The organism is Acidovorax sp. (assembly GCF_022763525.1).
GTDB lineage: Bacteria > Pseudomonadota > Gammaproteobacteria > Burkholderiales > Burkholderiaceae_C > Acidovorax.
Genome location: NZ_JALEGG010000009.1, coordinates 1 through 25,291, shown reverse-complemented (window position 1 = coordinate 25,291; position 25,291 = coordinate 1). Strand labels below are relative to the sequence as shown.

Genomic DNA, 25,291 nt, shown 5'->3' with positions numbered 1-25,291 from the left:
TGGCACCTGCTGCAGGCCTAAAGCGTTGCGCAGCAGGCTGAGCACCACAATGATCTTGGTGAAGGAAGTGACCATGACGCCCACAAACGGCGCCAGGGAGACAACGATCACGGTGACCAGTGCCGAGGAAGGGGTAAATTGATTCAGGTCCATGGTGTCTGCGAATAGGCTGCGCCGCACGCGCGCCCGGTGGGTGGTTCAGCGGAAAACAAGGCGGCTTCAGGCCCAAAGGCTGGTGTGGCACCGAGGGCGCTGCGGATTCGAAGGGCGTAGCCACCGGCCAGGGGGACCAGATCACCGTGGGCGCGCAACGCACCACCCTGCTGCAAGTGCAGCTCCCCCGGCAGCATGGGTGGTAGCCGAAGGCGAACCGGTGCTGTCGATGCGGGAGGTGCGGCTGGTACCGAGAGCACCGCAGGGCGAGCCTGCCAGCACAGCCATTGCTCCAGCCCCATGGCGGGCATGCCGTGCCAGACGATCTCGGCATCGGCATCCGTGTTGGCATGGGTGTCTGTGGCAGGCGGCTCTGTGGCCGTGGGCAGCGGCGCGTGCAGGTCCAGCCCCAGGGGCTCGGCCATGGGCGGGGCACCAGTGCGAACATCGGGGCTGCGTACCAGCCCCCCCGCGCGCACCGGAAGGTGGCCGCCGATGGGCCGCACGGTGACGGGCCATTCGCACCCCAGAGAGGGCGTGAGCCAGACCAGGGAGCCTTCAGCGAGTTCCGCGACTGCGGCGGCAGGCACTGCATCCAGGCACAGTTCCGTGTGCACGCTGGGCCAGGCGACATGCGGGGACTGCAGCCAGTCGGCTGGCGGACCCGACAGTGCCGTCCAAGGCAGGCGCAGGCGCGTGCCCACAGGGGCCAGTGCAGCGGTCTGCACCACCGCTTCGCACGTGCCGGATTCCAGGGCGACTGCTGGCGCGGCTTCACCGGGCTGCAACAGCCATGGGTGGCGCAGCCATTGCTCGACAGCACTGATGAGCGGTTCTGCCTTGGCCAGCTGCAGCATCAGGCGCGGTCCGGTCCACTCCGCTGCGGTGTCCCCAGAGGTGCGCGCAGGCGGGGTGGCATCCCGACCAGTGGTGCCTGAGGAGGCTGTTGGTGCATCCGGGTTTAGGGCTGGGGGCTGAGGTTCACACAGGCAAGGGTCTGGCTCTGGCAGCAGCGGCAGCCAGAGTTCGGCCCAGTGCGCGCCCACCGGGCCACAAAAAACGAGCCACGCCGGCGCGGGCACTGGTGGGGCGTGCGGGGCAGGTGTCGCCACTGCGGCTGGGTTGGCGGTATCAGGCCACGATGTCATCGTCAAATCCGAGGTCGTCCATGCGACCGTGGCTGTGTTCGCGCAGGCGGTCGCGCAGTCGCTCCAGGTGCGGGGTCAGTTGCTGGCGGGTGGTGGCATTGGTGCCCATGCGCAGCTGCCACTGGCCGTTGCCGCTTTGGGCTAAGCGCAGGGCCAGGGTGGCGGCCTCGGCACCGCCCAGCGGCACTTGCAAGCGCAACGGGGTACCCACCCCGGGCGCGGCCGCATGTGGGGCCGCCATGGGCAGAGAATCTGGCAGGAGGCCAGTGGGTTGGGCGGGTGCGGTGAGGGCTGCACTGCCCCCCATAAGGGTACTGCTCTCCCCTGCCGACCCGGTGTGCCCGGTCAGTGGCGGCAACTGCCCCCAAAGGCCTGGGGGCGGAGCCTCGGTGTGAGAGAGGTCGTTGGGTTCGGGGTCGTCCTGGTCCTTGAGCCGACTGTCACTGCGTTCGCCGGCCCGCCGGATGGCGGCATCAAAGTCCCGCCGCGCCTGCGGGGGCACCCAGCCGCCGGCCTGTGAGGCCCGGGCGGTAGTGTCGGAGGTATGGGTTTTTCGTTCAGGGGTCGATGGACGGATGTCACTCACGGGGCATTCCTCAGGGGGCTGACCGCAGCGGGGGGTCTTCCCGCTCCAGCGTGGTTTCACGTTCGCGCCGCAGGCTTTGGCGGGCATCATCGCGTAGCGTGGAGCTGGCCTGGTGCTGGGCCACGGCCTGGAGCCACGCGGTGCGGGCTGAGGCGGCGCGGGTGCGTGCGTTGATCAGCTCTTCTTCCTCATCGATCAATGCGTATTCAGCGCGTTCGAGCTGGTCGTCCAGCACATCCTGTGCGGCACTGGCGTAGCCGGCCACCACCCCCATGCGGGCGGCGTAGGGGCCAATCAAGCTGTGCTGCAGCTCCAGCCTGCGGGCCTGCAGCTGGCGAATTTGGGCTTCGCGGTCGCGCACCACCTGCTGGGCAGCTTGCAACTCGCGCTCGGCCTGCTGGCTGGCTTGCAAGGCTTTGCGTTCGCGCAACGCACGCAGTCGCTGCAGCTGACTGGCAGCGGCCAGTTGCTGGGCCATGGCGGAGGCGGTCATGGGTGAGCCCCCCAAGGGGTATGCAGGCTGGTCACAGTCACCGCTGGAACTGCTGCAGCGCAGCAAGGGTTTGTTCGAAGGGTGTCCCCTCGTCGGGCCGCTGTCGCAACAGTGCCTGCAACGCAGATTGGGCGGCGATGGCGTCGTCGGCCAGGGCGTCGCTGCCTGGCGCGTATTCACCAACCTGAAGCAGGAAGCGGATTTCGTCGTGTTTGGCCATCAGGGCGCGCACGCGCAGGGCTGCGTCTTGGTGGGCGCGATCGGTGACGCGGTTGAACACGCGGCTGGCGCTGGCCAGTACGTCAATGGCTGGGTAGTGCCCCGCTTGCCCCAGCTGGCGCGAAAGCACGATGTGACCGTCCAGGATGGAGCGGGTCTCCTCGGCCACAGGATCGGAGCCGTCTTCATCTTCAGCCAGAACCGTGTAAAAAGCGGTGATGGAGCCGGACGCATCGTTACCGGCCCGCTCGAACAGGCGCGGCAGCTCTGCAAACACACTGGGGGGGAAACCCCGGCGCACGGCCGGCTCCCCCACCGACAGGCCGATCTCGCGCAACGCACGGGCATATCGGGTCACGGAGTCCATCATCAGCAGGACCCGCCGCCCTTGCGCGCGGAAGTGTTCGGCAATGGCGGTGGCGGTCTGGGCGGCACGCAGCCGCTCCATGGCGGGCCGGTCGGAGGTGGAGACAACGATCACCGAGCGGGCAAGGCCCTGGGGGCCAAGGCTGTCCTCCAGAAACTCGCTGACCTCACGCCCACGTTCGCCAATCAGGGCAATGACATTGACATCGCTGTGTGCGAGCTTGGCAAGCATGCCCAGCAAGGTGGACTTGCCACCCCCGGCCATGGCGAACACGCCCAGTCGCTGACCTTCACCGATGGTGAGCAATCCGTCGAGCGCACGCACCCCGGTGATGAATGGGGTATCAATGGGCCGCCGGGTCAGCGGGTTGGGTGGCTCGGCGTGGAAGGCGCGGAGCGGCAGGTGGGCCGGGAGGGCGTGACCATCCAGGGGTGTGCCGAAGGCATCGAGCACGCGGCCCAGCAGGGCTTCGCCCACGGGAATGAGTTCTCCGCTATCCAAAGGCTCCACCTCGGCACCCATCGAGACGCCGTGCAGGTGCCCCAGTGGCACAAGAATGGCGTCATGCTCGCGAAGCCCGACGACTTCTGCGCGCAGCACGTTGCCATGCGGTTGCGCGGGGTCACGAATCAGGCATTGCTGGCCGATGACGGCACGCAATCCACTCACGCGCAATGTGGTGCCAAAGGCTTGCACAACCCGCCCCCGGGCAGCCACCGGCTGCATGGAGCGCAATGAGGCCAGGATGGCAGGATCGAGCAGAGGGCGGGGGGAAGCGTCGGCGTGCATGTCGCAAATCGGTGGCGCGCTCAGGCGGCCCTGGCTTCGGGGGCCGCCATCTGGCGCTGGGAGGTTTCAATCCGCTGCGCAGCACTTGCCAGGACGGTGTCGAGCCCGGCCAGCAACGCACCAGCCTGGGACTCCACCACACAGTCCAGCCCGTGGAGTTCTGTGTCGGCCAGACATTGCACGGGCATGGGCAATTCGCGCGTGGCGAGTTGTGCGCGCACGGGCTCGACCAGCTCTGCGGGCAGGCGCAGGCGCACGGGCTGAGGAGGTACCACATGCTCGAAAGCCTGCAGCGCCAGTGCGGTTAACACTTGATCGGGCGCCAATGCCGAAGCCATGCAGCGCACCATGGCAGTGGCCAGCGTGACGAGGGCGCTGCGCAGTTCTTCGCGCTGGTGCTGGTGCTGGTGCGCCAGCGATTGCAGCGCTGCTGCAATCTGTCCCGCCGCTTCCTGGCGGGCCTGTGCCAGCCCAGCGGCATAGCCGTCGCGGTGGCCTTGCTCGCAGGCCGCCTGTTGCGCCTGCGCAGCCGCGTCACGGGCGCTGCTGGTAAGCGTTTGCAGCGCAGCGGCCAGGTCCAGCGCGGTCTCCAGCGCCTGAACGTGCTGCGCCGGCACAGTACGTTCCGTGGTGGCCAGGGTCAGGGTGGCGTCTTGGTGCAGGGTGAGCAGGTAACTCATGACGGTGTGGGCAACGGGGTTACGGGCTCGGTCTGCGGGGTAACACTGGCGGGTGCTGCCAGCGCTGGTGCTGCCGCATGTGTCTGCTGCAGCGCAGCCTGGGCCCAGGCCGGGTGAGAGCCCACTGTGGGGAGCAAAGCCAGCGAGGCGCTCCAGCCAAGGTGGTGGGCTAGGCGCGCCTGGAGTTCGTGCACGCAACCCCACAGCAGCATCGCCTGGCCCCAGGCACGAACGTACGACACGATCGTGTGGGCAGGCGGCAGCAGGGGCCGAGGTGCCCGCGCCAACAATTCCGGCGCGTCCGGAGCGTTAAGGGCAGCACGGAAAGGCCCAACCCCGACGCTGCGCGACAGGGGTGCGAGTTGCCGTCCGTCGATGCAGGCACGCAGCGACGCCTTGAGCCAGTAGATGCCAGACAAGGCGCTGAGTGCGTCGCGGGCCGGCGCGGGATCGGCCACCCACAGAGGACACAGCATGAGCTGCTGCCAGCTCAATGGCTCGGCCTGCAACTGCCGCGCAAGCGCTGCCCGCGCGCGCCGCTGCGTGGCCACATGGGTCAACGCCGAGTCTTCACCCAGGTCCACGGGCTGCATCTCAGGACTCGCTGCCGACACGGGGCTGCGCGGGGGATTCGACCGCAACGGCGGCGCCCCGGCGCAGCGGTGCCACTGCGGCGCCGACCATGGAGGCCAGCCCGGTCTCGGCGAAGGCTGCTGCGGCCGCAGGGCGGCGCTGCCACCAGGCCATGGCCGCCACGACGGCCGCCATGAGGCTAAGCAGCCCCGCCACCAGCATGACCACGCCGCCATACTGCGCCCACAAACCGCCCAGAAATGACGGCGGGGCCGCCGGTGGAATAGGTTCGGCAGGGAACATGGCAACGGTGACGTTGTCGTAGGGCAGCCCCTCCATGGCGTTGACCACAAGGGCTTTGATCTTGCCCGTCTGCTGGCTCAGGTCGACCCCGGGGCGGTGCTTGATGAACACCGAGGCCGTCGAGTGCTGGGGCTTGTCGGACAGGGGATTTTTCTCGGGCACGGAGACATGCACCCGTGCCTGCACCACACCGTCAATGCTGGAAAGCGTGGCCGAGAGCTCTTGCGACAGGGCATGGGTGAAGCGGGCCCGCTCTTCGAGTGCCGATGACACGAAGCCCTCTTTCTTGAATACCTGGCCCAGGGTGTCGAAGGAGTCCCGTGGGAACCCTCCGGCGTGCAAGATCTCTACAGCGCGAGAAAAGTCGTCAGGCCGGGTGCTGACGACGAAGGCCTTGCCGTCGCGCGAGGCCGCTTTTTCTGCATGCAGGCCCGCATTGCGCAACACGGCCACCATCTCGTTGGCCTGGCGCTCGGTCAACTGGCCGTACAACTCCTGCTGGGAGCATGCGGCCAGAAGTGCCAGCGTGACCGTGACGAGGACACACGCGGGCCAAGAGGGTGTCCTGGCCTTGCGGGCGTTGGCCCCGGGAATGGGGCAGGTGCGCAGATGCGTTCTGGCAGAAAGTAGCGGTCTCATGCGATATAGCGGTCAAGGCGGGCGGTCAGGCCTGCTGGCGGAACAGTTGTTGCAGCCCGTCAGAGGTGCGGTTGGCGATATTGGCGGTGAGCTGGCTGTGGAACAGGAACTCGTGCGCCCGAACGGTCAACATGACCATCTCACCCGGTGTCATGTCGTTGCCCGCAGCCATGGCCGCCTGCGCATGTTCCTCCAGCGAAGCGGCCTCGGCGTTGATATGTTCAAGCGGTTTGAAGAGGGCTTGCATGCCCTCACCCGATGCCTGCACAGGCTGGGCCTGCAGCGTGCTGCCTGCTCCAGCTTCTGCTCGCGCCATGGCTTCATGGAAGCCAGACATGTCGGTCAGGGAGATGCCGTAGCCGGCCTGGACGGGGCCCTGCCCCGCGGGGGCGCCGGCAAGGTCTGCGCCCGAAAACGTCAGCCCCATGGTGGTGGTGGAGTTCATGGAGTCAACGCCACATCACTGTTTGCGAGCCATGGTTTCCAGCGCGGTCCCGACCGACTGCAGGGAAGTGTGCGCGCTGTTGGACATGAAACCCATCTGCTGGGCCAGCATGGTCATGTGTGTGATGTGGGCAGGCTTGTCGTTACCATCGGCCAGGGCATCCCCTGCTGCCTCGATTTCGCTGGCTTTGGCATCCAGTGTTTTGCCCCAGGCATCGGCCATGACCTCGTACCAACTGGCGCCTTTGCCGCCACGGCTTTGGGAGCTGCTCAGTCCGGTGGTGGCCATCATGGCCAGCGGGTTGATGGAATTGCTCATGCTCTGACTCCTTTTGCAGGTGGTGCTGGTGGTGATCGCCAGCGGGGTGGTTGATTGCGGGGCCGGTCCGTGGACCGGTGTGGCGCAGCGCCGGTTCAGATTTTTGAAAGAGACTGGTGCGGTTGCTACGCACAGGCTGAGCGGATGGCTATGCGGGGGCCTTAGAACGAAAGTACGCTGGCCACGCCCTCGCGCTCCATTTGCACCTTGTCGGGCAGGATGGCCACGATGCGGTGTCCGCTTGGCAGCATGGCCCCCTCGAAGTAGCGGGTTCCATCCGCAGTGACGAGGTAGGCGGGTTCTCCGGGCACGATGGCCGCCACGCGCTTGCCTGGGTCGTGGATAGCCGATGCAGCTGGGGGCGGCGCAGGGGGGGCCTCGTTGACGGCGACCAGCTGCTGCAAGCCCGGCACATCACGGCGGGCCAGGGCTTGCACATGCTCAAGCTGCCGCACATCGGACACGGCGGTCTGCACGCGCACCACGCCTGCACCCGTGGCCTGCACCTGGGCAGCAATGCCGTTCAGGCGATACACCTCCGCCACGCTGGCAGCAACCTGCTCGTTGACCCACACCGAGAGCCGGGCGGGCGAACGGTCTGCAAGCGCTTTCTCCAGCCGCGTTCTTTCTGCCTGGGATTCAAGGTGCCCAGTCACGAACAACTGCCCGTTGCGCGACTCGACATTGAGTGCAGCCATGCCCATGTGAGAGAGTGTCTGGCGGATGTTCACAGCCTGCTCTTGCGGGCTCAGGGTGGAAGGCCCCATGGCCCAGGCCAGAGTGAGGGTGCACACCGATACACCAATGAGTGCGGTGCCACCCAGCAGCAAACGCGAGCGCCAGCGCTGCAACGGATTGGCCGGGGCCGCAGCGACAGACTCCGGAACGGACTGCGCCGCAGCACCTGAGGCATGCGACGCCCCATGACCAGTGCCTGTGTGAGGACTGGCGTCGCGCGAACCCTGTGAAGCCGACTCCGACTCCACGGGTGCGGCCGATGCGGTACGCTCCCCTTGTGGCGCACTGGCGAACAAAGGAGCCCATTGCGACGCGCCAAGCCGCCCAACGGCAAGCCTGACCCCCCCGACAGTGAAGGGTTCGTACAAACCCAGCTCCGCGCGCGAACCTGACTCCAGCGCTGTTTCGGCCACCGCACCACCGCCCTGCCCTACCTGCAGCAGTAGCGTGCCTGTGGGCGAAAACGACAGCATGGCCATGCCCTCAGCCTGCTGAAGCACCACTTCATTGGTCCAGTCCTGGCCGATACGCAGCGTCTGGCCAGGCTGGATGACAGAAGACGCGCCGCGCTGCTCACCGCTGAGCACGCGAAGCTCGTACAAAGTTTCTGTAGTCATTCGACGGTACTCCTCGGCCCCACCAAGCAGGCCTGTTCACTGCTTGCTTTCACGGTGCTTGCTCACCCAAGCCCTGAGCAATTGCAGGTCCGGACTTAACAACCGTGGAGCTGCGGGTAGGCGTTACAGGCTCTTCGAGCGCGGGCATGGGTGGCGCTGCCACCGCTCCGCCGGGGCGCAGCGGGCCAGTCGGCACTGAGGCAGTCGTTGCACGACGGGCAGGGATGAGGCGTGGTGAGATGAGGAAGAGACGTTCAACCCGTTCTTGCTGGTCGTTGTGCGAGCGGAACAGAGCGCCGGCCACGGGAATATCCCCCAGGAACGGAACTTTGGAAACACCCTCTCCGCTGGACTCCTTGACCATGCCGCCGATCAGCAGACTCTCGCCAGCGCCAATCAGGGCCTGGGTATTGATGGAAGAGCGCTCGACAATCGGTATGGAGTCGACCTGACTGGCTCCGTTGATACCGCCGTCTTCAATCTGCACGAGCAGCTTGATGCGCACATCAGAGCCTTCCTGGAATACATGGGGCGTCACGCGCAGGGATGTGCCTGCCGATACCTTGTAGAGGTCGACCTGCTCTCGCCCCGCGACCCGCACGTAGAAGCTCTTGTTGATGTCAAAGAGCGCCTCGACGTTAGACAGTGTCATGACCTGAGGGCTGGAGACAACGCGGGCCACGCCCTTGTTCTGCAATGCGTTGATCCGGGCCACAAAGTTGTTGCGCCCGCCCAGCACCAGAGACATGAAGCCGCCCTCGCCCGCCGGCGTAATGCTCTGGACGGGCGTGCTGCCCAACAGGCTGGTATCGCTGCTGGTTCCGTTGCCAAACAGGAAGGAATAGCGGTCTCCACTCAAACGCCAGTTGATGCCCAACTCTCGCAGCTTGTCGGTGCTCAGATCGATGATGGTGGCTTCGATCTCCAGGGCCTGCGGCTCAATGTCCAGCGACTTGATGAGCTCGTCGTAGTAAGGCAGGCGCTCTGGCAAATCGCGCACAATCACGGCATTGAGACGGGTGTCGGCCTCGACGCGGGCCTGGTTGGCCGCGGAGCTGGAGCCCAGCCCCTCCAGCAACGAGGCATCCACACTGGCCACCTGCACCCCGCCGGGCCGGCCGCTCCATGCCTGCTGCACGATCTCGGCGGAAGCCAGCATGGGGTTGGCTCCGGCAGCGCCCAGCGTGCCTTGTCGCGCCAGCCCCTGCCCACGCAGGCCCGGCTCGGAAGCCCCTCGGTACTGTGTAAGTGCCGGGGATGCATTACCCCGCTGTGCGGTCAACAGCGAACGCAGAATGCTCGCCACGCCGGGAATGACGGTGACGGTGCCGCCGTACTGCGCACTGACGTCCTGGGCCCAGGCGTACTTCAGGTAGTACACCTTGAAGCCAACAGGCGCGAGGGTGGTGGATTGGCTCTGCTGACCCGAGGCCAGCTCACCCACAAGCTCGACGAACCGGCGGTTGCCGCTGGCAATGAGCCCTCCACTCTGGCTCACACGCAGCGTGTTGCGCGGGTCGAGAATCTGCATATCGCGCGCAGTATTAATGACTTGCCGGGCGTCGCCCTGGCGCATGGCAAAAGTACGTGTGGTGACTTCAGCGGGGGTGTACACATGCACGACCGCACCGTCGTAATAAGCCATGAGCCCGAACGAACGCTGGATGCTGGAGAAGACTTTCTCAGCCGTTCCCCGGAACACGCCGTTGACGGCCCCTTTGACGCCAGAGCTCACCGAGACCGGGACGTCCATGGTGCCGAAGAAGTCTTGCAAGAATGCCGCAATAGGCTGTTCCCGAACGGTCATGTCGACTTGCCTGTCCTCGAAAGGAATCGGCGATGCCTGCACCGCCGTGACACACAACGCCCATCCCAATGCACAGCCCGCCGCCCATACGCGCCAAGCACCAGTCCGCCGGCTTGCCGACACCGGGCTGCAACGCCCTGTCGCATCTACTCCCATTTCCACTCCCTTTTTGGCATTCATTGTTGTTTCAATCCATATTTCTATTGGCAAGGCCCTTGTGTAGGCAGCCCTGCCTGACCACAGCCGGCAACCGCCGGCTCTCTTATGACGGTGCTCCCTGCAGCAGGGGTGCATCGTCTTTCCCGACATGGGCCAAAACGCCCAGGTGCAAAGTCGGGACCAACTCGTGGTAACTGAGTACCGGGGTGTCGAAGCACTCGGTCTCAATCAACTTGCGCACGTGACGGCGAATGTCCACAGCAGTCACGATGGCCGCAGGGCGGTGATGCGCAATGGCCTGCGTGAATTTCTGAATGAGCTGCGTGGTTTGCCCGGGATCTAGCGCCAGTTGCTGAACACCACCATTGACACGCACCGAGGAGCGCAGCAGCTCTTCGACCGACGGATCAATGAGCAGCGCACCCAAGCGGCCTAAGGGTGCGTAGCGGTAGCACAACTGGCGCTTGAGTCCGATCCGGACAAGCTCCGTCAAGGCGAACACGTCTTTCTCGCGCTGGGCAGCGTCGGAGAGGGTCTCCAGGATGTCGCGGAGATTGCGAATGGCCACTTCTTCCTCGACCAGGCGACGCAGGATTTCGGCGACGCGTGCCAGTGGCAGCGCACGGAGGGTTTCCTTGACCACATCGGGCAGGTCCGCACTGGCGCGGGTCAGCAGGAGGTTGGTTTCCTGCGTGCCCAGGAACAGCGCGGCGTTGCGACGGAGCGCCTCCCTCACTGCCGTTGGCAGTGCTGCAGCCACACCTTCATTCACCATGTCGCCCTGTACCACCGGCACCTCGTGCACCATCAGGCGCCAAGTCGGCGCGGTTGCAGCCGACTCCAGGGCCAAGGCACTGGACCCCGGCACCGCTGGCGGCGGCGTCGGTGCAGGTGGCGCTGGCACCATGTGCACATCGATGCGCGGCAAGCGCAGTCCCAGGTGCAGTTGGAAGTGATCGAGCACGCCCTCCAGACCGTGCAGAAGGTCACGACTGTCATCGCCGCGCAAGTGTCCGGCAGGCAACTCCAGCAGCAGGGGCACGTTGGGGCGCGCAGGAATGGCGTCGGTGAACATCAGCTCGGGGGCGTACGCGGGCTTGCGGCGCACGGCCACCAGCTTCGGCCCGATCCAGCGTTCCCAGCGCTCCCGCCATGCGGGCGTCAATAGGGCCCCTGCCCCAAAAAACACCAACCCCAGCAGCCCAAAGACCACAGCCGGAAAGCCTGGCACTGCCGCAAAGAGAAAACACAGGCCGCCGGCTACCAGCAACACCCGCGGCTTGGCGGTCAGCTGTCGGCCAATGGCGTCGCCCAGGTGCTTGTCATGTTCGTCGTCGGTGGTGCGCGTCACCAGCAGGCCGGCGGACATGGCTCCCAGCAAAGCGGGGATCTGCGTCACCATGCCGTCACCAATGGCAAGGATGCAGTACTTGATGGCGGCTGCCGACATGGGCATGCCCTGCTGCAGCACGCCCACAGCCAGTCCGCCAAGCAAATTAATGATGATGATGATGATGCCAGCGATGGCATCGCCCTTGACAAACTTCATGGCGCCGTCAAGGCTGCCGTTGAGCTTGCTTTCGCTCTCCAGCTGACGACGGCGACGCCGGGCCTCATCCTTGTCGATCAGGCCGGAACGAAGGTCCGAGTCGATGGACATCTGCTTGCCGGGCATGGCATCGAGCGAGAACCGCGCGGCCACCTCGGCCACGCGCTCGGAGCCTTTGGCAATGACGATGAACTGCACCACGGTGATGATGAGAAACACCACCAGTCCCACTACGAGATTGCCACCCGCCACCATGTGGCCGAATGTGTCGATGATGTGGCCCGCCTCGCCGTGCAGAAGAATCATGCGGGTCGTGGCAATCGACAATGCCAGACGAAAGAGCGTGCTGATCAGCAGCACGCTGGGGAACACCGAAAACTCGAGCGGGTTGGCGACATAGATAGCCAGCAGGAGCAGCAACACACCGCCCGAGATATTCACGGCCACCAGGGCGTCGAGAGCCCAGGTCGGCAGCGGCACGATCATGAGCGCGATGATGGCCACGATGCCGGCCACCAAGACGATGTCGGTGTATCGTGCGAGCCCACCACCACGATGATCGGCGCGCGCGGCCGACCGGAAATAGCTGGCCAGGTTCACAGGACGTCCTTCCCTGTGGGGGGCTGCACTGCCTGCCGGGCACTGACTCCGCGCAGCAGCGCGTATTCGGAGAGCACTTTGCGGACGTAGTCTTGGGTCTCTCGGTAGGGCGGGATCTTGCGGCCGTGCTTTTCTACGGCACCTTCACCCGCGTTGTAGGCTGCAAGCACCAATTCGAGATCATTGCCAAAACGCTTCTGCAGGTTTTTGAGATACCGGGCACTGACGCGGAGATTGGTCTGAGGATCATGCAGTTGCTCTGCGCCGTCCACACCAAAGCGGCGCGCGGTCGGGGGAATCACCTGCATCAAGCCTCGGGCTCCCGCATGCGAAACGGCGTCCGGCTGGTGGCGTGACTCCACACGGGCAATGGAGTGCAGGAGCAAAGGGTCGATGTCGTGCTCCTGCGCAGTACGGTCTACCAGGGGGGCCAGCCCGACCGGGCTGCTGGTGCGCAGGGGCTGCGCCTCGGGGCCGCGCGCAAGCGGGGCTGTTCGGGGTTGAGGCTTGCCAACCACGGTCGTCCGCGCTGTAAACGCTCCTGCACCGACAGGCAGCAGGCGCGATGACGTGTGGCGGTACACCCCCATCTGCGCGGCAAGGATTGGCCGGCCGGCTTTGGGGGCAGAAGCTTGGCAATCGCGCAGCAGCGCTTCGGCATCTCGTTGCGGGGGGGTCAGCAACTGGTCCCACCCGGCGGCACAGACCGAGGCGGACGCTGGCGCCGCGATGGTGAACCCAGTTGCGGCATGGGTCACACCGGCAAGGCCCAGTCCGCACAGAGCTACGAGTGGCCACATCCTTGAGTCCGTCACCATGGACAGCCCCAATAAGCGTCGGGCACGCGGGTGAGAACAATGAAGCGATGGGGAACGCACGAACAGGGTTTCACTTTCAGACGCAAACTCATACTCAGACGCAACAAGGAAAAGGAAGTGTTTGCGTACAGCCTTTCGAATTTGTTGCAAAAAGTGCTGCTTCACGTATCCATTTGTCAGTAACGAAACACAAATGTACGGAGCGCCTATTGTGCGAACGCGCTTTCGTTTGCTTCCTGTTTCAACATTCATGTGTCCACTGCCCGACACTTCAGTTCGTGCACCGCTGCCAGCTTCTCTGTAATGCTGCAGCGCCATAGGGCCAGCACGTCCCGCAATCCCGCCCCATTTCCAACAGGACTCTCCCAAGATGGCCGGTCAAGACGACAGTGGCGACAAGACAGAAAAGCCGACACCCAAGAAGCTTCAGGACGCCCGAAAAAAGGGTGAGGTTTCCAAGAGCAAGGACCTGACAGCGACAGCAACATTGCTGACCGTGCTGCTGCTAGCCACTGTGGCGTTGCCGATGGTGGGGCAGCAGATGACGTCGCTGATTGAACTGAGCCTGTGGGGATTGCAGATCCCTTTTCCTGAGGCACTCGCCCAACTGGGGCGGCAAGCGCTGCTCACGTTGCTGTTGCTGGTAGGAGTGGTGGTGGTACCCGTTGCGGTGGTCGGCGTCCTGGTGGAGTTTCTGCAGACCGGCCCTGTGCTGACGATGGAGAAAATCTGGCCTAAGGCAGAACACCTGAACCCCGCCAGAGGCCTCAAACGCATGTTCTCACTGGACAACTTGGTCGAGCTGCTCAAGTCACTGCTCAAGACCGTGCTCGTGGCCGTCATTGCCTGGATTGCGCTGAAGGACTTGCTGCCCGATCTGCCACTGCTTGCGCGCGCGAAGCCTGAGGCCGTGGGATCGGCTCTCTGGCACGCCAGTTGGACGCTGCTGGCATGGATCACGGGCGCGTTTCTCCTGGTTTCGGCGTTGGACTTGGCATGGCAACGCTACAGCTTCATGAAGAAGATGCGCATGAGCATGCGCGACATACGCCAGGAAATGAAGGACGCCGAAGGCGACCCGCATCTCAAGGGCCATCGCAAGCAGCTGCAGCAGGAGTGGGCGCAGCAAGGCGCCAATAAGGCGGCGGCTAGCGCCCATGTGCTGGTGGTCAATCCCACCCATGTCGCAATTGCCATCGACTACCACCGTGACCGATGCCCGGTGCCCACGGTCATTGCCAAGGCACAGGATGATGATGCTCTGGCCATGAGAACCGCCGCACAGGAGGCCGGCGTTCCCGTACTGCGCAACATCGAAATCGCCCGTCAATTGCTGGCCGACACAGAGCCCGGCGACGTCGTTCCAGCGGAACTGTTCGACATCATCGCGACCGTGATCCTGTGGGCGCAAGATGTGCGTTATGAACTCGAACATACCTCGCAGACCTCGTATGCGAAGTCTTCCACAGGGTCAGAACCGCGCCGTCCTCGACGCCCCGCCCCTGGTGAAGACCTGACCCGGTACCCGCCATCTACGGCCCATGACGCAGCGGGGGCAGCCGCCACCCCCAGGGGATGGAGATCCAACCGCTTTGCCCGCTATGTTCCCAGACGCTGGCGATCCGGAGCGGCCACTGGCACCCCATCATGAACAAGCACTCCCATACAGACGCCGCACAGCCTTATGAAGGCACTGCCTCTGCCCAACCGGTCGAGAGGACGAGCCCCCAGGCCACTGCCAGCGTGGTGCTCCCGAATACTGCGCCATATGGCGTAGCTGACGCGCCCGCAGCCCCACTGGCCGGAGTGCTGGGCGCCGTGCTGGCACTGGCATTCGTGCTGGCCCTGGCCTGGATACTTCTGAAGGTGCTGCAGCGCACCGGCATCGCGCGGGATCGAAGTGGCAAAGCCGTGCTGCAGGTCGTGCAGCAAATATCTCTTGGCGGGCGAGAGAGTGTGGCCCTGGTCCGGCACGGGGACCGAGAATATCTGCTCGGGGTGACACCGCACCAGGTACATCTGCTGGCTGCCTCTGCTCCAGAAAGTGGAGAGAAATCGATGACTGTTCCTTGACGCGTTCACGCAGGCATTGCGGCAACTGCGTGCGCTTCCATGGTGGCTGTACCGGAGTCTGCGGGGCATCCTCGGTAGGGTGCCAGAGGTGCCTGCCGCTGCGCCTTCTCCTTGGGCGGTTAACAAGCTACTACATGGCAGCTAGTTTCTACGTTGGAGGACCATGCCTTTGGGCGCGCGCGCTCACCCATTCTGTACCGCAAGCCAGCCGCTCAACCCTTGCTGCGCAGCGTGCGGCTCAGCAAAATCACCGGCACCAGCCCCACCAGCACCAGCGCCAGGGACGGCAGCGCTGCCTCACCCAGTCGCTCATCGCGCGCGAGCTGGTAGGCCACCACCGCGAGCGTGTCGCTGTTGAAGGGGCGCAGCACCATGGTGGCGGGGAGCTCCTTCATCACATCCACAAACACCAGCAGCGCGGCCGCGGCGGTGGAGCGCTTGAGCAGCGGCCAGTGCACGCGGGCCATTAGCCCGGCGCTGCCCAGGCCCAGCATGCGCGCCGAGTCATCCAGGCTGAGTGGAATGCGCGCGTAGCCGCTTTGCACGGACTGCAGCGCCACCGCGCAGAAACGCACCAGGTAAGCCCACACAATGCCGAATGCCGTGGCCGTCACCAGGGCGCCCACGCCCCATTGCGGCCTGGCTGCCTGCAGCCAGCCCACGGGCAGCAGCAGCCCCACCACGATCACGGCGCCCGGCACTGCGTAGCCCACGCTCGCCAGTTGCACCACGCCGCGCGTGACCACGTCCGCATGGCGCCGCACAGCAAAGGCCAGCGCCAGGGCAACGGCCACCGCCAGCGCGGCGGTGATACCCCCCAGGCGGACACTGTGCCAGGCCCATTCCATGAACCGCTCCCAAGGCAGCACCGACCAGTCGGCGGCCAGCGGCCGCAGCATGAACGCCACGGGGGCCACGAACCCCATCACCACCGGGACCGTGCAGACAGTCCATGCCACCCAGCGCCTTGCGCCCCGCAGCGCCAGCGGCTGGGCTTCGGCAGAGCCTGCACGCCCGCTGCCGGTCGAAAAGCGCATGCGCTTTTGTGCGCGCTGCTCCAAGTGCAGCAGCGCCATCACCACGACCAGCAGCATGGTGGCCAGCTGCGCCGCGGCGAGGCGGTTGTCCATGGACAGCCAGGCCTTGTAAATGCCGGTGGTGAAGGTCTGGATGCCGAAGTAGCTGGCCACGCCGAAGTCGGCCAGGGTTTCCATCAGCACCAGGGCCACGCCCGCCGCTACCGCCGGGCGTGCCAGCGGCAGGGCCACGGCGCGGATGCGGCGCGGCAGCGGCGCGCCGAGCAGCCGGGCAGCTTCCATGAGGTGCGCGGCACGCTCGCCCAGCGCGGTGCGTGCCAGCAGGTACACGTAGGGGTAGAGCGAGAAGATGAACACCCATACCGCCCCGCCCAGGCTGCGCACTTCAGGCAGCAGGCGGCCCTCCAGGCCAAAGGCGTTGCGCAAGCCCACCTGCAGCGGTCCGCTGAACTGCAGGAAATCGGTGTAGGCATATGCCGTGACGTACGCGGGCATTGCCAGGGGCAGCAGCAGCAGCCATTCAAAAACACGGCGCCCCGGAAACTCGAACAGCGTGACCGCCGCCGCCGTGCCCGTACCGACGACGGCCGCGCCCAACGCCACCAGCACGCTCAGCCACAGGCTGGTCCACACGTAGTTGGGCAGCACCGTCCCCGCCATTTCGCGCAAGATGGCGCCGGCCTGCGCTTCGGCACCGCCCGTGGGCGCAATCGGCAGCCACGACGCCAGCACCGCCAGCACCGGCAGTGAGAGGAAACCCGCGAACAGGATCAGGGGCAGGGCCCGAAGACCAAAAGGCGTGCGGCTCAAGGCAGAAGGCTCGGAGGTTGGGGAGAAAGGACGCACACCTGCCCGGCAGGAAAGGCCGGGCAACGATCAGCAATGCAAATGCGAATTTTAAGCATTTGCGCAGATGCCAGGGATGACCTGCATCACCCTTCCCCTGCTCCGGGCACCTAGAATCTGCGCCATGTTTCTTGAGGTCTCACAACTCGACGTGCGCTATGCGGGCCGCGCACAGGCCGCCGTGCAAGGCGTCACGCTCAGCCTGCAGGCGGGCGACATCGGAGTGCTGATTGGCCCCTCGGGCTGCGGCAAGACCACCCTGCTGCGCGCCGTCGCAGGGCTGGAGCCGGTCACCGGCGGCGAGATCCGCCTGACCAAGAGCGTGGTCAGCAGCGCCACGCTGAGCCTGCCGCCCGAGCTGCGGCGCATCGGCATGGTGTTCCAGGACTACGCGCTGTTTCCGCACCTCACGGTGGGCCGCAACGTGGCGTTTGGCATCCACCAGTTGCCCCGGGCCGAGCAGGCCGCGCGCGTGGCCGAGGTGCTGCGCTTGGTGGGGCTGGAGGGCAGCGAACACCGTTTTCCGCATGAGTTGTCCGGCGGCCAGCAACAGCGCGTGGCCCTGGCCCGCGCACTGGCGCCGCGCCCGCAACTCATGCTGCTGGACGAGCCTTTTTCCAACCTGGACGTGGACCTGCGCGAGCGCCTGGCGCACGAGGTGCGCGGCATCCTCAAGGCGGCGGGTGCCACGGCCTTGTTCGTGACGCACGACCAGTTCGAGGCCTTTGCCATTGGCGACGTGATCGGGGTGATGCACGAAGGACGCCTGCACCAGTGGGACGACGCGTACACCCTCTACCACCGGCCCGCCACGCGCTTTGTGGCCGACTTCATCGGGCACGGCGTCTTCGCCCCGGCCACGCTGGTGCAGCGGGGCACCAACGTGGTCGCGCAGACGCCGCTGGGCGACCTGACCGACCTGGATGAATGCCCGCTGCCCAGCAGCTACCCGGCCGGCGAGTGCGACGTGCTGCTGCGGGCCGACGACATCGTGCACGATGACCATGCCGCCGTGCAGGCGCAGATCGTGCGCAAGTCCTTCCGGGGGTCGGAGTTTCTTTACACGCTGCGCCTGGCCAGCGGCCACACCGTGCTCGCCCACGTGCCCAGCCACCACGACCACGCGGTGGGCGAGTGGATCGGCATCCGCGCCCAGGTAGACCATGTGGTGACTTTTGCGCGCGAATAGGCTGCGCTGGTCAGTATTTGGGACTGAATTGGCCGCCAGCGCTGATCCAGCAAGCGGCAATAGCTATCTTTTTTGATAACACCTGTGTCCACCTCAAAGGCGCTGCCGCCCGCCTTGGCAACCGGCGGTGCCCACAGACTTTTTTGGCCGAGCCCGAAAGGTGCGCAAAAACGCCCCGGTTCCCCGCGCAAAGCACAGTCATAGCTCAGGCTATGACGCGCATCCGCAACGACGAGCCGGGGGTGTTGTAGCGTGCAAGGCGGGCACGGACAAAAGACGCTCAGCCTCTCAGGACTTGCCCTTGCGTTGCAGGCTCTCCAGCCCACCCAGGTCCACCTGCGACATCATTCCCCGCAGCTCCTTCACGCCGATCTGGTCGCCTTCGATGCTGACCACCAGGCCGTTCTTCAGAATCGTCTTGAACTCGGCGTGGCTGCCGTCCTTCTCGTAGCGCTGATGCAGCGTGCGGCCGCCTTCCTGCCAGGTTTTCTCGGCGCTGGTGGAATCTTCCTTTTCGCCCTGCCCCATGCCCATGGCCATCACCGCCATCTGGCCCAGGCCGCCGATGTCGACGATCTCCAGGCGCACTTCCTTGCCATCGCTGCCGTACTGCGCGCTGGCCTGGCTGGTGGGCAGGCCCAAGGCGGCGCCGTCCTGCACTTCCAACCCTGTGCGCGGCATTCCCCCGAGCTTTTCGGGCAGTGCCGCCTTGAGCGATTGCGCGGCCACGACCTCGCCTCCGCCCAGTGCGCCAGCGGCCGCCTTGGCTGCGTTGCCGGCAGCGGCAGCGATCACGGCGGGATCCTGGCTTTTCTGGGCTTCTTCCATCTTGCGGGCGGCCTCTTCCATCCGCTTGCCCGCGGCTTCCAGCCCGGCGGTGTCGATGGACACCTTGCCGCCGGGCGTGTTCAACGTGACAGCGGGCGCGGCGGCCCCGCCAAACATCGCGCCGCCACGCGGCAGGAAAAGGGTGCTGACCGCACCGATGACCACGCCCAGCACGATGGCCGCCACGATGACGACCGCCGTGTAGGCCACCGATTTTTCTGGCGCACTCTTCATGAGCACGGGCAGCCCGGTGTACAGCAGGTAGATGGAATACACCGCTGCCAGCAGCCCCAACATGGCCAGCGCGGGCAGCAAACTGAAAATGCCGCCCAGCAAGGCCGCGGTGCTCGCGTACACGGCCACCTTCAGCGCCTGGATGGCATTCTTCTGGCCGCCGAACGTGGGTGCCAGCGCATCGATGAGAAGGCCCAGTACGAAGATCCCGGCCAGGCTGAGCACGTACGACACGACCATGTTCACCAGCCCCGAGACGAAGGGCACGCGAATGGTGACGCCGAATCCTCCAAAGCCGATCAGCGACATGCCGATGAACCCGCAGACCGCAGGAATGGCCGCGAGGATCATCGCGTAGCGGGTGAACAAGGTGGCCGCATCGGTGCGTTCAGCATCAATCGCGATCCAGGCGTCCTTGGGTTGAAGAAGAATGCGCTTGGCGCGCTCGATCAGGTTCATGGAGTCCTCCCGGCAAATGTGAAGCCTGCGCAGCAACCGCAGGCCGAAGCCGAGGACGATACGTGCAGCTGCCGCGAATTGCAGGGCAGAGTGCCCCACGGCGCATGCAAAAGCGTGGAATATGCACGCTTTCTGCCGCGCCATCTCGGCGGCTCTCAAGCCTTGCGCAATTGGTCGACCGTGGCGTGCAAGTGCTGCGTCCAGGCGCGGCGGTCCCGATCGCCCGCCCGTTCAGGCTCGCCGTAGTGGACGATGGCCTCAATGGGCGGAGCACACAGCGTGCGCCAGATGGAGCCCACCAGCGTTTCGTCGCCGATGTAGCTGGGGGCAAAACTGGTGGCGCCTGTGGCCTGGTCAGCAAAGCGCAGGCCCACAGGCTGCACAGGCGCCCTGGCCAGTACAGCGGCCTGCAGCAGATTGGCATGGAAGGGCAGCATGGCACGGCCGTCGCCCGTGGTGCCTTCCGGAAACACGGCCAGCACTTCGCCGCGTTCCAGCGCCTCCTGCATGGTGCGCACCATGCGCAATGCATCACGGCGAGAGCTGCGCTCGATGTAGAGCGTGCCAGCGGCCGTGGCGAGGGCGCCGATGATGGGCCAGCCCTGCACGTCGGACTTGGAGACAAAGCGGCAGTGCCGCGCCGCATGCATCACCGGGATGTCGAGCCACGACAGGTGGTTGGCCACCAGCATCACCGGGCCGGTCACTGGCGGCGCGCCGAGGATGCGCAGGCGGATGCCCGCATGCGCCAGCAGCTGCAGCGACCAGGCCTGCACGTGCGCATGCTGCCGGTCGGGCGAAAGCGCCGGAAAGCGCAGCGCCACGATCCCCAGACCCTTGGCGATGTGCGCCAACATGCGCAGCAAGCGCCAGCAGGCGCGCAGGGATCGCATCACGGCAGACTTTTTCTTTCCGCTGCGCCGGGTCAGCCCTGGTCGTAGGCGACTTGGCCGCCCACGAGAGTCATGCGCACGCGGCCGGGCAGTTCGTAGCCCGAGAAGGGTGTGTGTTTGCCCTGGCTGCGCAGCGCATCGTCCTGCACGGTCCACGCGGCTTGCGGGTCGAAGATGCAAAGGTCACCCACGCCGCCTTCCACGATCTGGCCCACGCTGGCCTGCAGGGTGCCCAGGGCATTGCCCAGCACGCGCGCGGGTTCGGACGTGACCGTGGCCAGGGCGCGGTGCAGCGGCACGCCGCTGTCCTGCGACCACTTGAGCGACAGCGACAGCAGCAGCTCCAGCCCCGTGGCGCCGGGTTCGGCCTCGGCAAAAGGCAGCGTCTTGGCGTCTTCGTCCACCGGGGTGTGGTCGGAAACCAGCGCGTCGATAGTGCCGTCGGCCAGCGCTGCGTTGAGCGCATCGCGGTCGCGCTGCTGGCGCAGCGGGGGCGACAGGCGGGCACGGCTGTCGAAGAAGCCGATGTCCACATCGGTGAGGTGCAGCGAGTTGATGCTCACATCTGCCGTGACCTTCAGGCCCTCGGCCTTGGCGCGGCGCACCAGCTCCACGCCCGCAGCGCTGGAGAGGCGGCACAGGTGCACGCGGGCGCCGGTGGTCTTGAGCAGCTCGAAGATGGTGTGCAGCGCAATGGTCTCGGCCGCCACGGGCACGCCCGAGAGGCCCAGGCGCGTGGCCAGCGGGCCGCTGGCCGCGACACCCTTGCCCAGGTGCATCTCCTGCGGGCGCAGCCACACGGTGTAGCCAAAGGTGGCGGCGTATTGCAGCGCGCGCTGCAGCACCTGCGTGCTGGCCAGCGGCACATCGGCCTGGCTGAAGCCGACGCAGCCGGACTCGGTGAGCTCGGCCATCTCTGTCAGCACCTCACCCGCGAGACCGCGGGTGAGCGCGCCCAGGGGAAACAGGCGCGACTGGTGCAGCTTCTCGGCGCGGAACTTGAGCATCTCCACCAGGCCGGGCTCGTCGAGCACGGGGTCGGTGTCGGGCGGGCAGACCAGGCTGGTCACGCCGCCGGCCACGGCGGCGGCCATCTCGGACTCGAGCATGCCTTCGTGTTCGTGGCCGGGCTCGCGCAGGCGCGCGGCCAGGTCCACCAGGCCGGGTAGCACGATGCAGCCGGTGGCATCCACCACGCGCTTGGGCGCGAAGTCGGGCGGCACGCGGTTCACGCCCACGATGCGGCCTGCGGCAATCGCAATGTCACAGGTCTGGTCGAGGCCCGAAGCGGGGTCGATCAAGCGGCCGTTCTGGATCAGTATCTTCATGATTTCAAGCCAAATTGGCTGCTTGCGCGCATCTGGCATGCGCTAGCAGCTATGAAAACAGGAGCATTCATTCCAAGCATCATGCCTCGTTACCAGCAACGATGGACATGACGGCCATGCGCACGGCGATGCCGAAGGTCACCTGCGGCAGGATCACGCTCTGCTTGCCATCGACCACGGCGGAGTCGATCTCCACGCCACGGTTGATGGGGCCGGGGTGCATCACGATGGCGTCGGGCTTGGCCAGCTGCAGCTTCTCCTGCGTGAGGCCGAAGCTCTTGAAATACTCCTGGCTGGACGGCAGCAGTGCGCCGCTCATGCGCTCGTTCTGCAGGCGCAGCATGATGACCACGTCGGCATCCTTGATGCCCTCTTCGAGCGTGTGGCACACGCGCACACCCATCTGCGCCATGTCGCCGGGCACCAGCGTGCGGGGCCCCACCACGCGCACCTCGGCGCAGCCCAGGGTGGTGAGTCCGTGGATGTCCGAGCGCGCCACGCGCGAATGCAGCACGTCGCCCACGATGGCCACCGTGAGGTTGCTGAAGTCCTTCTTGTAGTGGCGGATGGTGTACATGTCCAGCAGCCCCTGCGTGGGGTGGGCATGCCGGCCATCGCCCGCGTTGATCACATGCACATGGGGCGCCACGTGCTGGGCGATCAGGTAGGGTGCGCCGGACTCGCTGTGCCGCACCACGAACAGGTCGGCGGCCATCGCGCTCAGATTGGCGATGGTGTCCAGCAGCGACTCGCCTTTGCTCGCGGAGCTGCGCGCGATGTCGAGGTTGATCACGTCGGCCGACAGGCGCTTGGCCGCGATCTCGAACGTGGTGCGTGTGCGCGTGCTGTTCTCGAAGAACAGGTTGAACACGCTCTTGCCGCGCAAGAGCGGGACCTTCTTCACCTCGCGGTCGTTCACGCTCACGAAGTTGGCCGCCGTGTCCAGGATGTGCGTGACGATGTCGCGCGGCAGCCCTTCGATGGACAGCAGGTGGATCAGCTCGCCGTTCTTGTTGAGTTGGGGGTTGCGCTTGTGCAGCACGGTCAGGCCTCTTTGACTTGGAATTGGAAATTGCCGCTGTCGTCACGCGCCAGGGCCAGCGACTGGGCAGCCGGCAGGGCCACGCGGGCGGCGGCAAAGTCGGCCTGCACGGGCAATTCGCGGCCTCCCCGGTCCACCAGCACGGCCAAGCGCACGCTGGCAGGGCGGCCATAGTCGAACAGCTCATTGAGCACGGCGCGGATGGTGCGGCCGGTGTAGAGCACGTCGTCGAGCACCAGCACATCGGCGCCGTTCACATCGAACGGCAGCGCCGTCTGCGCGCTGGCCGACAGGCCACGCTGGGCGAAGTCGTCGCGGTGCATCACCGACGAGAGCACGCCGGCCGGGCCTTCCAGGCCCAGGTCCTTTTGCAGGCGCTCGGCCAGCCAGGCGCCGCCCGAGGCAATGCCCGCCAGGCGCGTGGTGGGGGTGAGCATGCTGCGCACGCCGCGCAGCAGTTCGCGGTACAGCGCCTCGGCGTCAAGCACCAGGCTGCCGGACATTCCAGGGGATGGGGTGGTCATGGGAGATTCCTCAAAAACTGTTCCAGGATGATGCAGGCCGATGCCGCGTCGGCATCCTTGGCACCACCCGCGATGGCTTCCGTGGTGCTGTAGCGCTCGTCCACCTCGAACACCGGCAAGCCAAAGCGACCGCGCAGCTGGCGCCCGAACTTGAGCGCGCGTGCGGTGTTTTCGTGGGCTGCGCCATCGGGGTGGTAGGGCACGCCGATCACGAGGGCGTCGGGCTGCCATTCCTTGATGCGCTGCGCCACCTGCACAAAACGGGCGTCGCCCTCGGCCTGGATGGTGCGCTGGGGCGTGGCACTCTTCAGCATGCGGTTGCCCGAGGCCACGCCCGTGCGTTTGAGCCCAAAGTCAAAAGCGAGAAAAGTCTGAAAATGCGCAGGAACGGCTGGCGGCTGAATGGACTGAGCGGGCGCGCCAGTCATGCGTGCCCCGCCTCGGGCGACAGCATCCAGGCCTGAAGGCCCAGCAGCGAGAGGGCCCGGTCATAACGCTCGGGCACGGGGGTGTCGAAAATCACCGACAGGTCGGCCGCCACGGTGAGCCAGGCGTTCTCTGCCAATTCGGACTCCAGCTGCCCCTCGCCCCAGGACGAGTAGCCCAGCGTGACGAGCACGCGGCGGGGCCCCGCACCTGTGGACAGCGCTTCCAGCACGTCCTTGGAAGTCGTCATTTCCAGCCCGCCCGGGATGGTCATGGTGGAGGCGTAGGCTGGCTCTTCGGTCTGCTCCCGGTCCATCAGCATGGGCTCGTGCAGCACGAAGCCCCGTTCGGTCTGCACCGGCCCGCCCTGGAACACAGGTTCCTTGCTCAGGTCTTCGCGCCGCAGAGACAGGTCCACTTTGTCGAACAGGCTCTTGAGCGTGATGTCGGACGGCTTGTTGATGATGAGGCCGAGCGCGCCGCGCTCGCTGTGCTCGCACAGGTAAACGACGCTGCGCGAAAAAGACTCATCTTCCAGACCGGGCATCGCGATGAGGAAGTGATGCGTCAGGTTGATGGGCGCAGAATCGAAAGACATGCTGCAATTTTAAACGGTGAACATGGCCCCCTCCCCCGCGCCCAGCTACGCCACCGGCCTCGTCTGGTTTCGCCGCGACCTGCGTGCACAGGACCACGCCGCGCTTTACCACGCCTTGACCCGCTGCGGTCAGGTGCATTGCGCATTTGTCTTTGACCGGGAGATCCTGGACGCCCTGCCCCGCGCGGACCGGCGGGTGGAGTTCATCCGGGAATCGCTGGTGGAACTGGACACATCGCTGCGCGCGTTGTCGGGCCATGCGCAAGGCGGGCTCATCGTGCTGCACGCGGTCGCCAGCGACGAGATTCCGGCACTGGCAAAAGCCCTGGGCGTGCAAGCCGTGTTTGCCAACCATGACGACGAACCCCAGGCACTGGAGCGCGACGCGCTGGTGCGCACCCGCCTGACTGCGCAGGGATGCGGCTTTCACACCTTCAAGGACCACACGCTGCTCGAGCGCAACGAGGTACTTACCCAGGGCGGTCATCCGTACAGCGTGTTCACGCCCTACAAGAATGCCTGGCTCCAAAAGATCGACGCCTACCAGCTGCAAAGCTACGCGATCGAACGGCACGCGCACCGGCTGGCTCCGCGCCCGCTCGCACACTGCCGAGAGGTGCCCGCGCTCGACTCTCTGGGGTTCGAAGGCACCAACCTGCCGCAGCTGCACCTTCCCACCGGGTCCAGCGGCGCGCAGCGGCTGTTCGACGACTTCCTCGCCCGCATCCAGCGCTACGACAGCGCGCGCGACTTTCCGGCCCTCAAGGGGCCAAGCTACCTGAGCGTGCACCTGCGCTTTGGCACCATCTCGCC

At 65.8% G+C, this 25,291-nt stretch carries 25 protein-coding genes and 1 pseudogene; 4 read left to right on the top strand and 22 right to left on the bottom strand.

Translation table 11 applies throughout. The features are described 5' to 3' along the window. The 14 genes and pseudogenes from MRY84_RS00940 to MRY84_RS00875 form a co-directional block, all read right to left on the bottom strand. Positions 1 to 153: pseudogene (locus MRY84_RS00940) on the bottom strand (EscR/YscR/HrcR family type III secretion system export apparatus protein); the annotation flags it as partial. After that, on the bottom strand, positions 144 to 1,010 hold the full coding sequence (locus tag MRY84_RS00935) for a hypothetical protein (protein WP_291503901.1): 867 nt from the start codon (positions 1,008 to 1,010) through the stop codon (positions 144 to 146). The gene MRY84_RS00935 and the pseudogene MRY84_RS00940, both read right to left, overlap by 10 nt. 274 nt (positions 1,011 to 1,284) lie before the next feature. Next, positions 1,285 to 1,542 (bottom strand): hypothetical protein, encoded by a 258-nt coding sequence (locus MRY84_RS00930; protein ID WP_291503900.1) that lies wholly within the window; start codon positions 1,540 to 1,542, stop codon positions 1,285 to 1,287. A gap of 355 nt (positions 1,543 to 1,897) precedes the next feature. Further along, entirely contained in the window at positions 1,898 to 2,380 is a 483-nt protein-coding gene (locus tag MRY84_RS00925) for a hypothetical protein (protein WP_291503899.1), read from the bottom strand. A gap of 37 nt (positions 2,381 to 2,417) precedes the next feature. Further along, entirely contained in the window at positions 2,418 to 3,755 is a 1,338-nt protein-coding gene (locus MRY84_RS00920) for a FliI/YscN family ATPase (protein WP_291503898.1), read from the bottom strand. Positions 3,756 to 3,775: 20 nt separating this feature from the next. Continuing rightward, positions 3,776 to 4,435: a FliH/SctL family protein gene (locus tag MRY84_RS00915; RefSeq protein WP_291503897.1), complete on the bottom strand. Its 660-nt coding sequence runs from the start codon at positions 4,433 to 4,435 to the stop codon at positions 3,776 to 3,778. Beyond that, complete coding sequence (locus MRY84_RS00910; protein WP_291503896.1) at positions 4,432 to 5,028, bottom strand: hypothetical protein; 597 nt, start codon at positions 5,026 to 5,028, stop codon at positions 4,432 to 4,434. The genes MRY84_RS00915 and MRY84_RS00910 overlap by 4 nt, the downstream gene beginning before the upstream one ends. Before the next feature lies 1 nt (position 5,029). Continuing rightward, a complete protein-coding gene (sctJ, locus tag MRY84_RS00905; RefSeq protein ID WP_291503895.1) occupies positions 5,030 to 5,950 on the bottom strand; it encodes a type III secretion system inner membrane ring lipoprotein SctJ in 921 nt (306 codons plus the stop codon). A gap of 25 nt (positions 5,951 to 5,975) precedes the next feature. Next, positions 5,976 to 6,395 carry a hypothetical protein gene (locus tag MRY84_RS00900; RefSeq protein WP_291503894.1) on the bottom strand — a complete coding sequence of 140 codons (420 nt, stop codon included), beginning with the start codon at positions 6,393 to 6,395 and terminating at the stop codon, positions 5,976 to 5,978. 15 nt (positions 6,396 to 6,410) lie between these two features. Further along, on the bottom strand, positions 6,411 to 6,713 hold the full coding sequence (locus tag MRY84_RS00895) for a hypothetical protein (protein WP_142143638.1): 303 nt from the start codon (positions 6,711 to 6,713) through the stop codon (positions 6,411 to 6,413). 161 nt (positions 6,714 to 6,874) lie between these two features. Beyond that, a complete protein-coding gene (locus MRY84_RS00890) occupies positions 6,875 to 8,068 on the bottom strand; it encodes a hypothetical protein (protein ID WP_291503893.1) in 1,194 nt (397 codons plus the stop codon). 49 nt (positions 8,069 to 8,117) lie between these two features. Next, positions 8,118 to 9,875, bottom strand: a complete 1,758-nt coding sequence (sctC, locus tag MRY84_RS00885) for a type III secretion system outer membrane ring subunit SctC (RefSeq protein WP_291503892.1) — start codon at positions 9,873 to 9,875, stop codon at positions 8,118 to 8,120. Positions 9,876 to 10,137: 262 nt separating this feature from the next. Then, complete coding sequence (locus MRY84_RS00880) at positions 10,138 to 12,183, bottom strand: FHIPEP family type III secretion protein (protein ID WP_291503891.1); 2,046 nt, start codon at positions 12,181 to 12,183, stop codon at positions 10,138 to 10,140. Further along, positions 12,180 to 13,166, bottom strand: coding sequence for a lytic transglycosylase domain-containing protein (locus MRY84_RS00875; RefSeq protein ID WP_291503890.1), 987 nt, complete (start codon positions 13,164 to 13,166; stop codon positions 12,180 to 12,182). The genes MRY84_RS00880 and MRY84_RS00875 overlap by 4 nt, the downstream gene beginning before the upstream one ends. Positions 13,167 to 13,371: 205 nt before the next feature. On the opposite strand from MRY84_RS00875, the gene sctU reads away from it, so the two are divergent. Beyond that, entirely contained in the window at positions 13,372 to 14,652 is a 1,281-nt protein-coding gene (gene sctU, locus MRY84_RS00870) for a type III secretion system export apparatus subunit SctU (RefSeq protein ID WP_291503889.1), read from the top strand. Next, the gene (gene fliO / locus MRY84_RS00865) at positions 14,649 to 15,074 is read left to right on the top strand and encodes a flagellar biosynthetic protein FliO (RefSeq protein ID WP_291503888.1); all 426 of its coding nucleotides are present in this window, start codon (positions 14,649 to 14,651) and stop codon (positions 15,072 to 15,074) included. The genes sctU and fliO overlap by 4 nt, the downstream gene beginning before the upstream one ends. Before the next feature lie 212 nt (positions 15,075 to 15,286). Here the strand turns inward: fliO and MRY84_RS00860 are convergent, their stop codons facing one another. Next, the gene (locus MRY84_RS00860) at positions 15,287 to 16,921 is read right to left on the bottom strand and encodes an iron ABC transporter permease (RefSeq protein ID WP_291503887.1); all 1,635 of its coding nucleotides are present in this window, start codon (positions 16,919 to 16,921) and stop codon (positions 15,287 to 15,289) included. Positions 16,922 to 17,081: 160 nt separating this feature from the next. On the opposite strand from MRY84_RS00860, the gene MRY84_RS00855 reads away from it, so the two are divergent. Beyond that, entirely contained in the window at positions 17,082 to 18,146 is a 1,065-nt protein-coding gene (locus MRY84_RS00855; RefSeq protein ID WP_291503886.1) for an ABC transporter ATP-binding protein, read from the top strand. 288 nt (positions 18,147 to 18,434) lie between these two features. Here the strand turns inward: MRY84_RS00855 and MRY84_RS00850 are convergent, their stop codons facing one another. The 7 genes from MRY84_RS00850 to MRY84_RS00820 form a co-directional block, all read right to left on the bottom strand. Continuing rightward, positions 18,435 to 19,667: a Yip1 family protein gene (locus tag MRY84_RS00850; RefSeq protein WP_291503885.1), complete on the bottom strand. Its 1,233-nt coding sequence runs from the start codon at positions 19,665 to 19,667 to the stop codon at positions 18,435 to 18,437. 155 nt (positions 19,668 to 19,822) lie between these two features. Further along, a complete protein-coding gene (locus MRY84_RS00845) occupies positions 19,823 to 20,560 on the bottom strand; it encodes a lysophospholipid acyltransferase family protein (RefSeq protein ID WP_291503902.1) in 738 nt (245 codons plus the stop codon). Positions 20,561 to 20,592: 32 nt separating this feature from the next. Then, on the bottom strand, positions 20,593 to 21,888 hold the full coding sequence (locus MRY84_RS00840; protein WP_291503884.1) for a dihydroorotase: 1,296 nt from the start codon (positions 21,886 to 21,888) through the stop codon (positions 20,593 to 20,595). A 79-nt stretch (positions 21,889 to 21,967) separates the two neighbouring features. Beyond that, positions 21,968 to 22,930 carry an aspartate carbamoyltransferase catalytic subunit gene (locus MRY84_RS00835; RefSeq protein ID WP_094291425.1) on the bottom strand — a complete coding sequence of 321 codons (963 nt, stop codon included), beginning with the start codon at positions 22,928 to 22,930 and terminating at the stop codon, positions 21,968 to 21,970. Between the two features lie 2 nt (positions 22,931 to 22,932). Then, positions 22,933 to 23,454, bottom strand: coding sequence for a bifunctional pyr operon transcriptional regulator/uracil phosphoribosyltransferase PyrR (gene pyrR / locus MRY84_RS00830; RefSeq protein WP_291503883.1), 522 nt, complete (start codon positions 23,452 to 23,454; stop codon positions 22,933 to 22,935). After that, positions 23,451 to 23,882, bottom strand: a complete 432-nt coding sequence (ruvX, locus tag MRY84_RS00825; protein ID WP_291503882.1) for a Holliday junction resolvase RuvX — start codon at positions 23,880 to 23,882, stop codon at positions 23,451 to 23,453. Before ruvX ends, pyrR begins: the two co-directional genes overlap by 4 nt. Beyond that, complete coding sequence (locus MRY84_RS00820) at positions 23,879 to 24,478, bottom strand: YqgE/AlgH family protein (protein WP_291503881.1); 600 nt, start codon at positions 24,476 to 24,478, stop codon at positions 23,879 to 23,881. Before MRY84_RS00820 ends, ruvX begins: the two co-directional genes overlap by 4 nt. 22 nt (positions 24,479 to 24,500) lie before the next feature. On the opposite strand from MRY84_RS00820, the gene MRY84_RS00815 reads away from it, so the two are divergent. After that, positions 24,501 to 25,291: deoxyribodipyrimidine photo-lyase (locus MRY84_RS00815; protein ID WP_291503880.1), on the top strand; the 791-nt coding region annotated here is incomplete at its 3' end.

Bases quoted from the DNA above. Each gene is read 5' to 3' on its own strand.
- MRY84_RS00935 (WP_291503901.1), bottom strand. From the start codon at position 1,010: ATGCTGCAGCTGGCCAAGGCAGAACCGCTCATCAGTGCTGTCGAGCAA.
- MRY84_RS00930 (WP_291503900.1), bottom strand. From the start codon at position 1,542: ATGGCGGCCCCACATGCGGCCGCGCCCGGGGTGGGTACCCCGTTGCGC.
- MRY84_RS00925 (WP_291503899.1), bottom strand. From the start codon at position 2,380: ATGACCGCCTCCGCCATGGCCCAGCAACTGGCCGCTGCCAGTCAGCTG.
- MRY84_RS00920 (WP_291503898.1), bottom strand. From the start codon at position 3,755: ATGCACGCCGACGCTTCCCCCCGCCCTCTGCTCGATCCTGCCATCCTG.
- MRY84_RS00915 (WP_291503897.1), bottom strand. From the start codon at position 4,435: ATGAGTTACCTGCTCACCCTGCACCAAGACGCCACCCTGACCCTGGCC.
- MRY84_RS00910 (WP_291503896.1), bottom strand. From the start codon at position 5,028: ATGCAGCCCGTGGACCTGGGTGAAGACTCGGCGTTGACCCATGTGGCC.
- sctJ (WP_291503895.1), bottom strand. From the start codon at position 5,950: ATGAGACCGCTACTTTCTGCCAGAACGCATCTGCGCACCTGCCCCATT.
- MRY84_RS00900 (WP_291503894.1), bottom strand. From the start codon at position 6,395: ATGAACTCCACCACCACCATGGGGCTGACGTTTTCGGGCGCAGACCTT.
- MRY84_RS00895 (WP_142143638.1), bottom strand. From the start codon at position 6,713: ATGAGCAATTCCATCAACCCGCTGGCCATGATGGCCACCACCGGACTG.
- MRY84_RS00890 (WP_291503893.1), bottom strand. From the start codon at position 8,068: ATGACTACAGAAACTTTGTACGAGCTTCGCGTGCTCAGCGGTGAGCAG.
- sctC (WP_291503892.1), bottom strand. From the start codon at position 9,875: ATGACCGTTCGGGAACAGCCTATTGCGGCATTCTTGCAAGACTTCTTC.
- sctU (WP_291503889.1), top strand. From the start codon at position 13,372: ATGGCCGGTCAAGACGACAGTGGCGACAAGACAGAAAAGCCGACACCC.
- fliO (WP_291503888.1), top strand. From the start codon at position 14,649: ATGAACAAGCACTCCCATACAGACGCCGCACAGCCTTATGAAGGCACT.
- MRY84_RS00855 (WP_291503886.1), top strand. From the start codon at position 17,082: ATGTTTCTTGAGGTCTCACAACTCGACGTGCGCTATGCGGGCCGCGCA.
- MRY84_RS00850 (WP_291503885.1), bottom strand. From the start codon at position 19,667: ATGAACCTGATCGAGCGCGCCAAGCGCATTCTTCTTCAACCCAAGGAC.
- MRY84_RS00845 (WP_291503902.1), bottom strand. From the start codon at position 20,560: ATGCGATCCCTGCGCGCCTGCTGGCGCTTGCTGCGCATGTTGGCGCAC.
- MRY84_RS00840 (WP_291503884.1), bottom strand. From the start codon at position 21,888: ATGAAGATACTGATCCAGAACGGCCGCTTGATCGACCCCGCTTCGGGC.
- pyrR (WP_291503883.1), bottom strand. From the start codon at position 23,454: ATGACCACCCCATCCCCTGGAATGTCCGGCAGCCTGGTGCTTGACGCC.
- ruvX (WP_291503882.1), bottom strand. From the start codon at position 23,882: ATGACTGGCGCGCCCGCTCAGTCCATTCAGCCGCCAGCCGTTCCTGCG.
- MRY84_RS00820 (WP_291503881.1), bottom strand. From the start codon at position 24,478: ATGTCTTTCGATTCTGCGCCCATCAACCTGACGCATCACTTCCTCATC.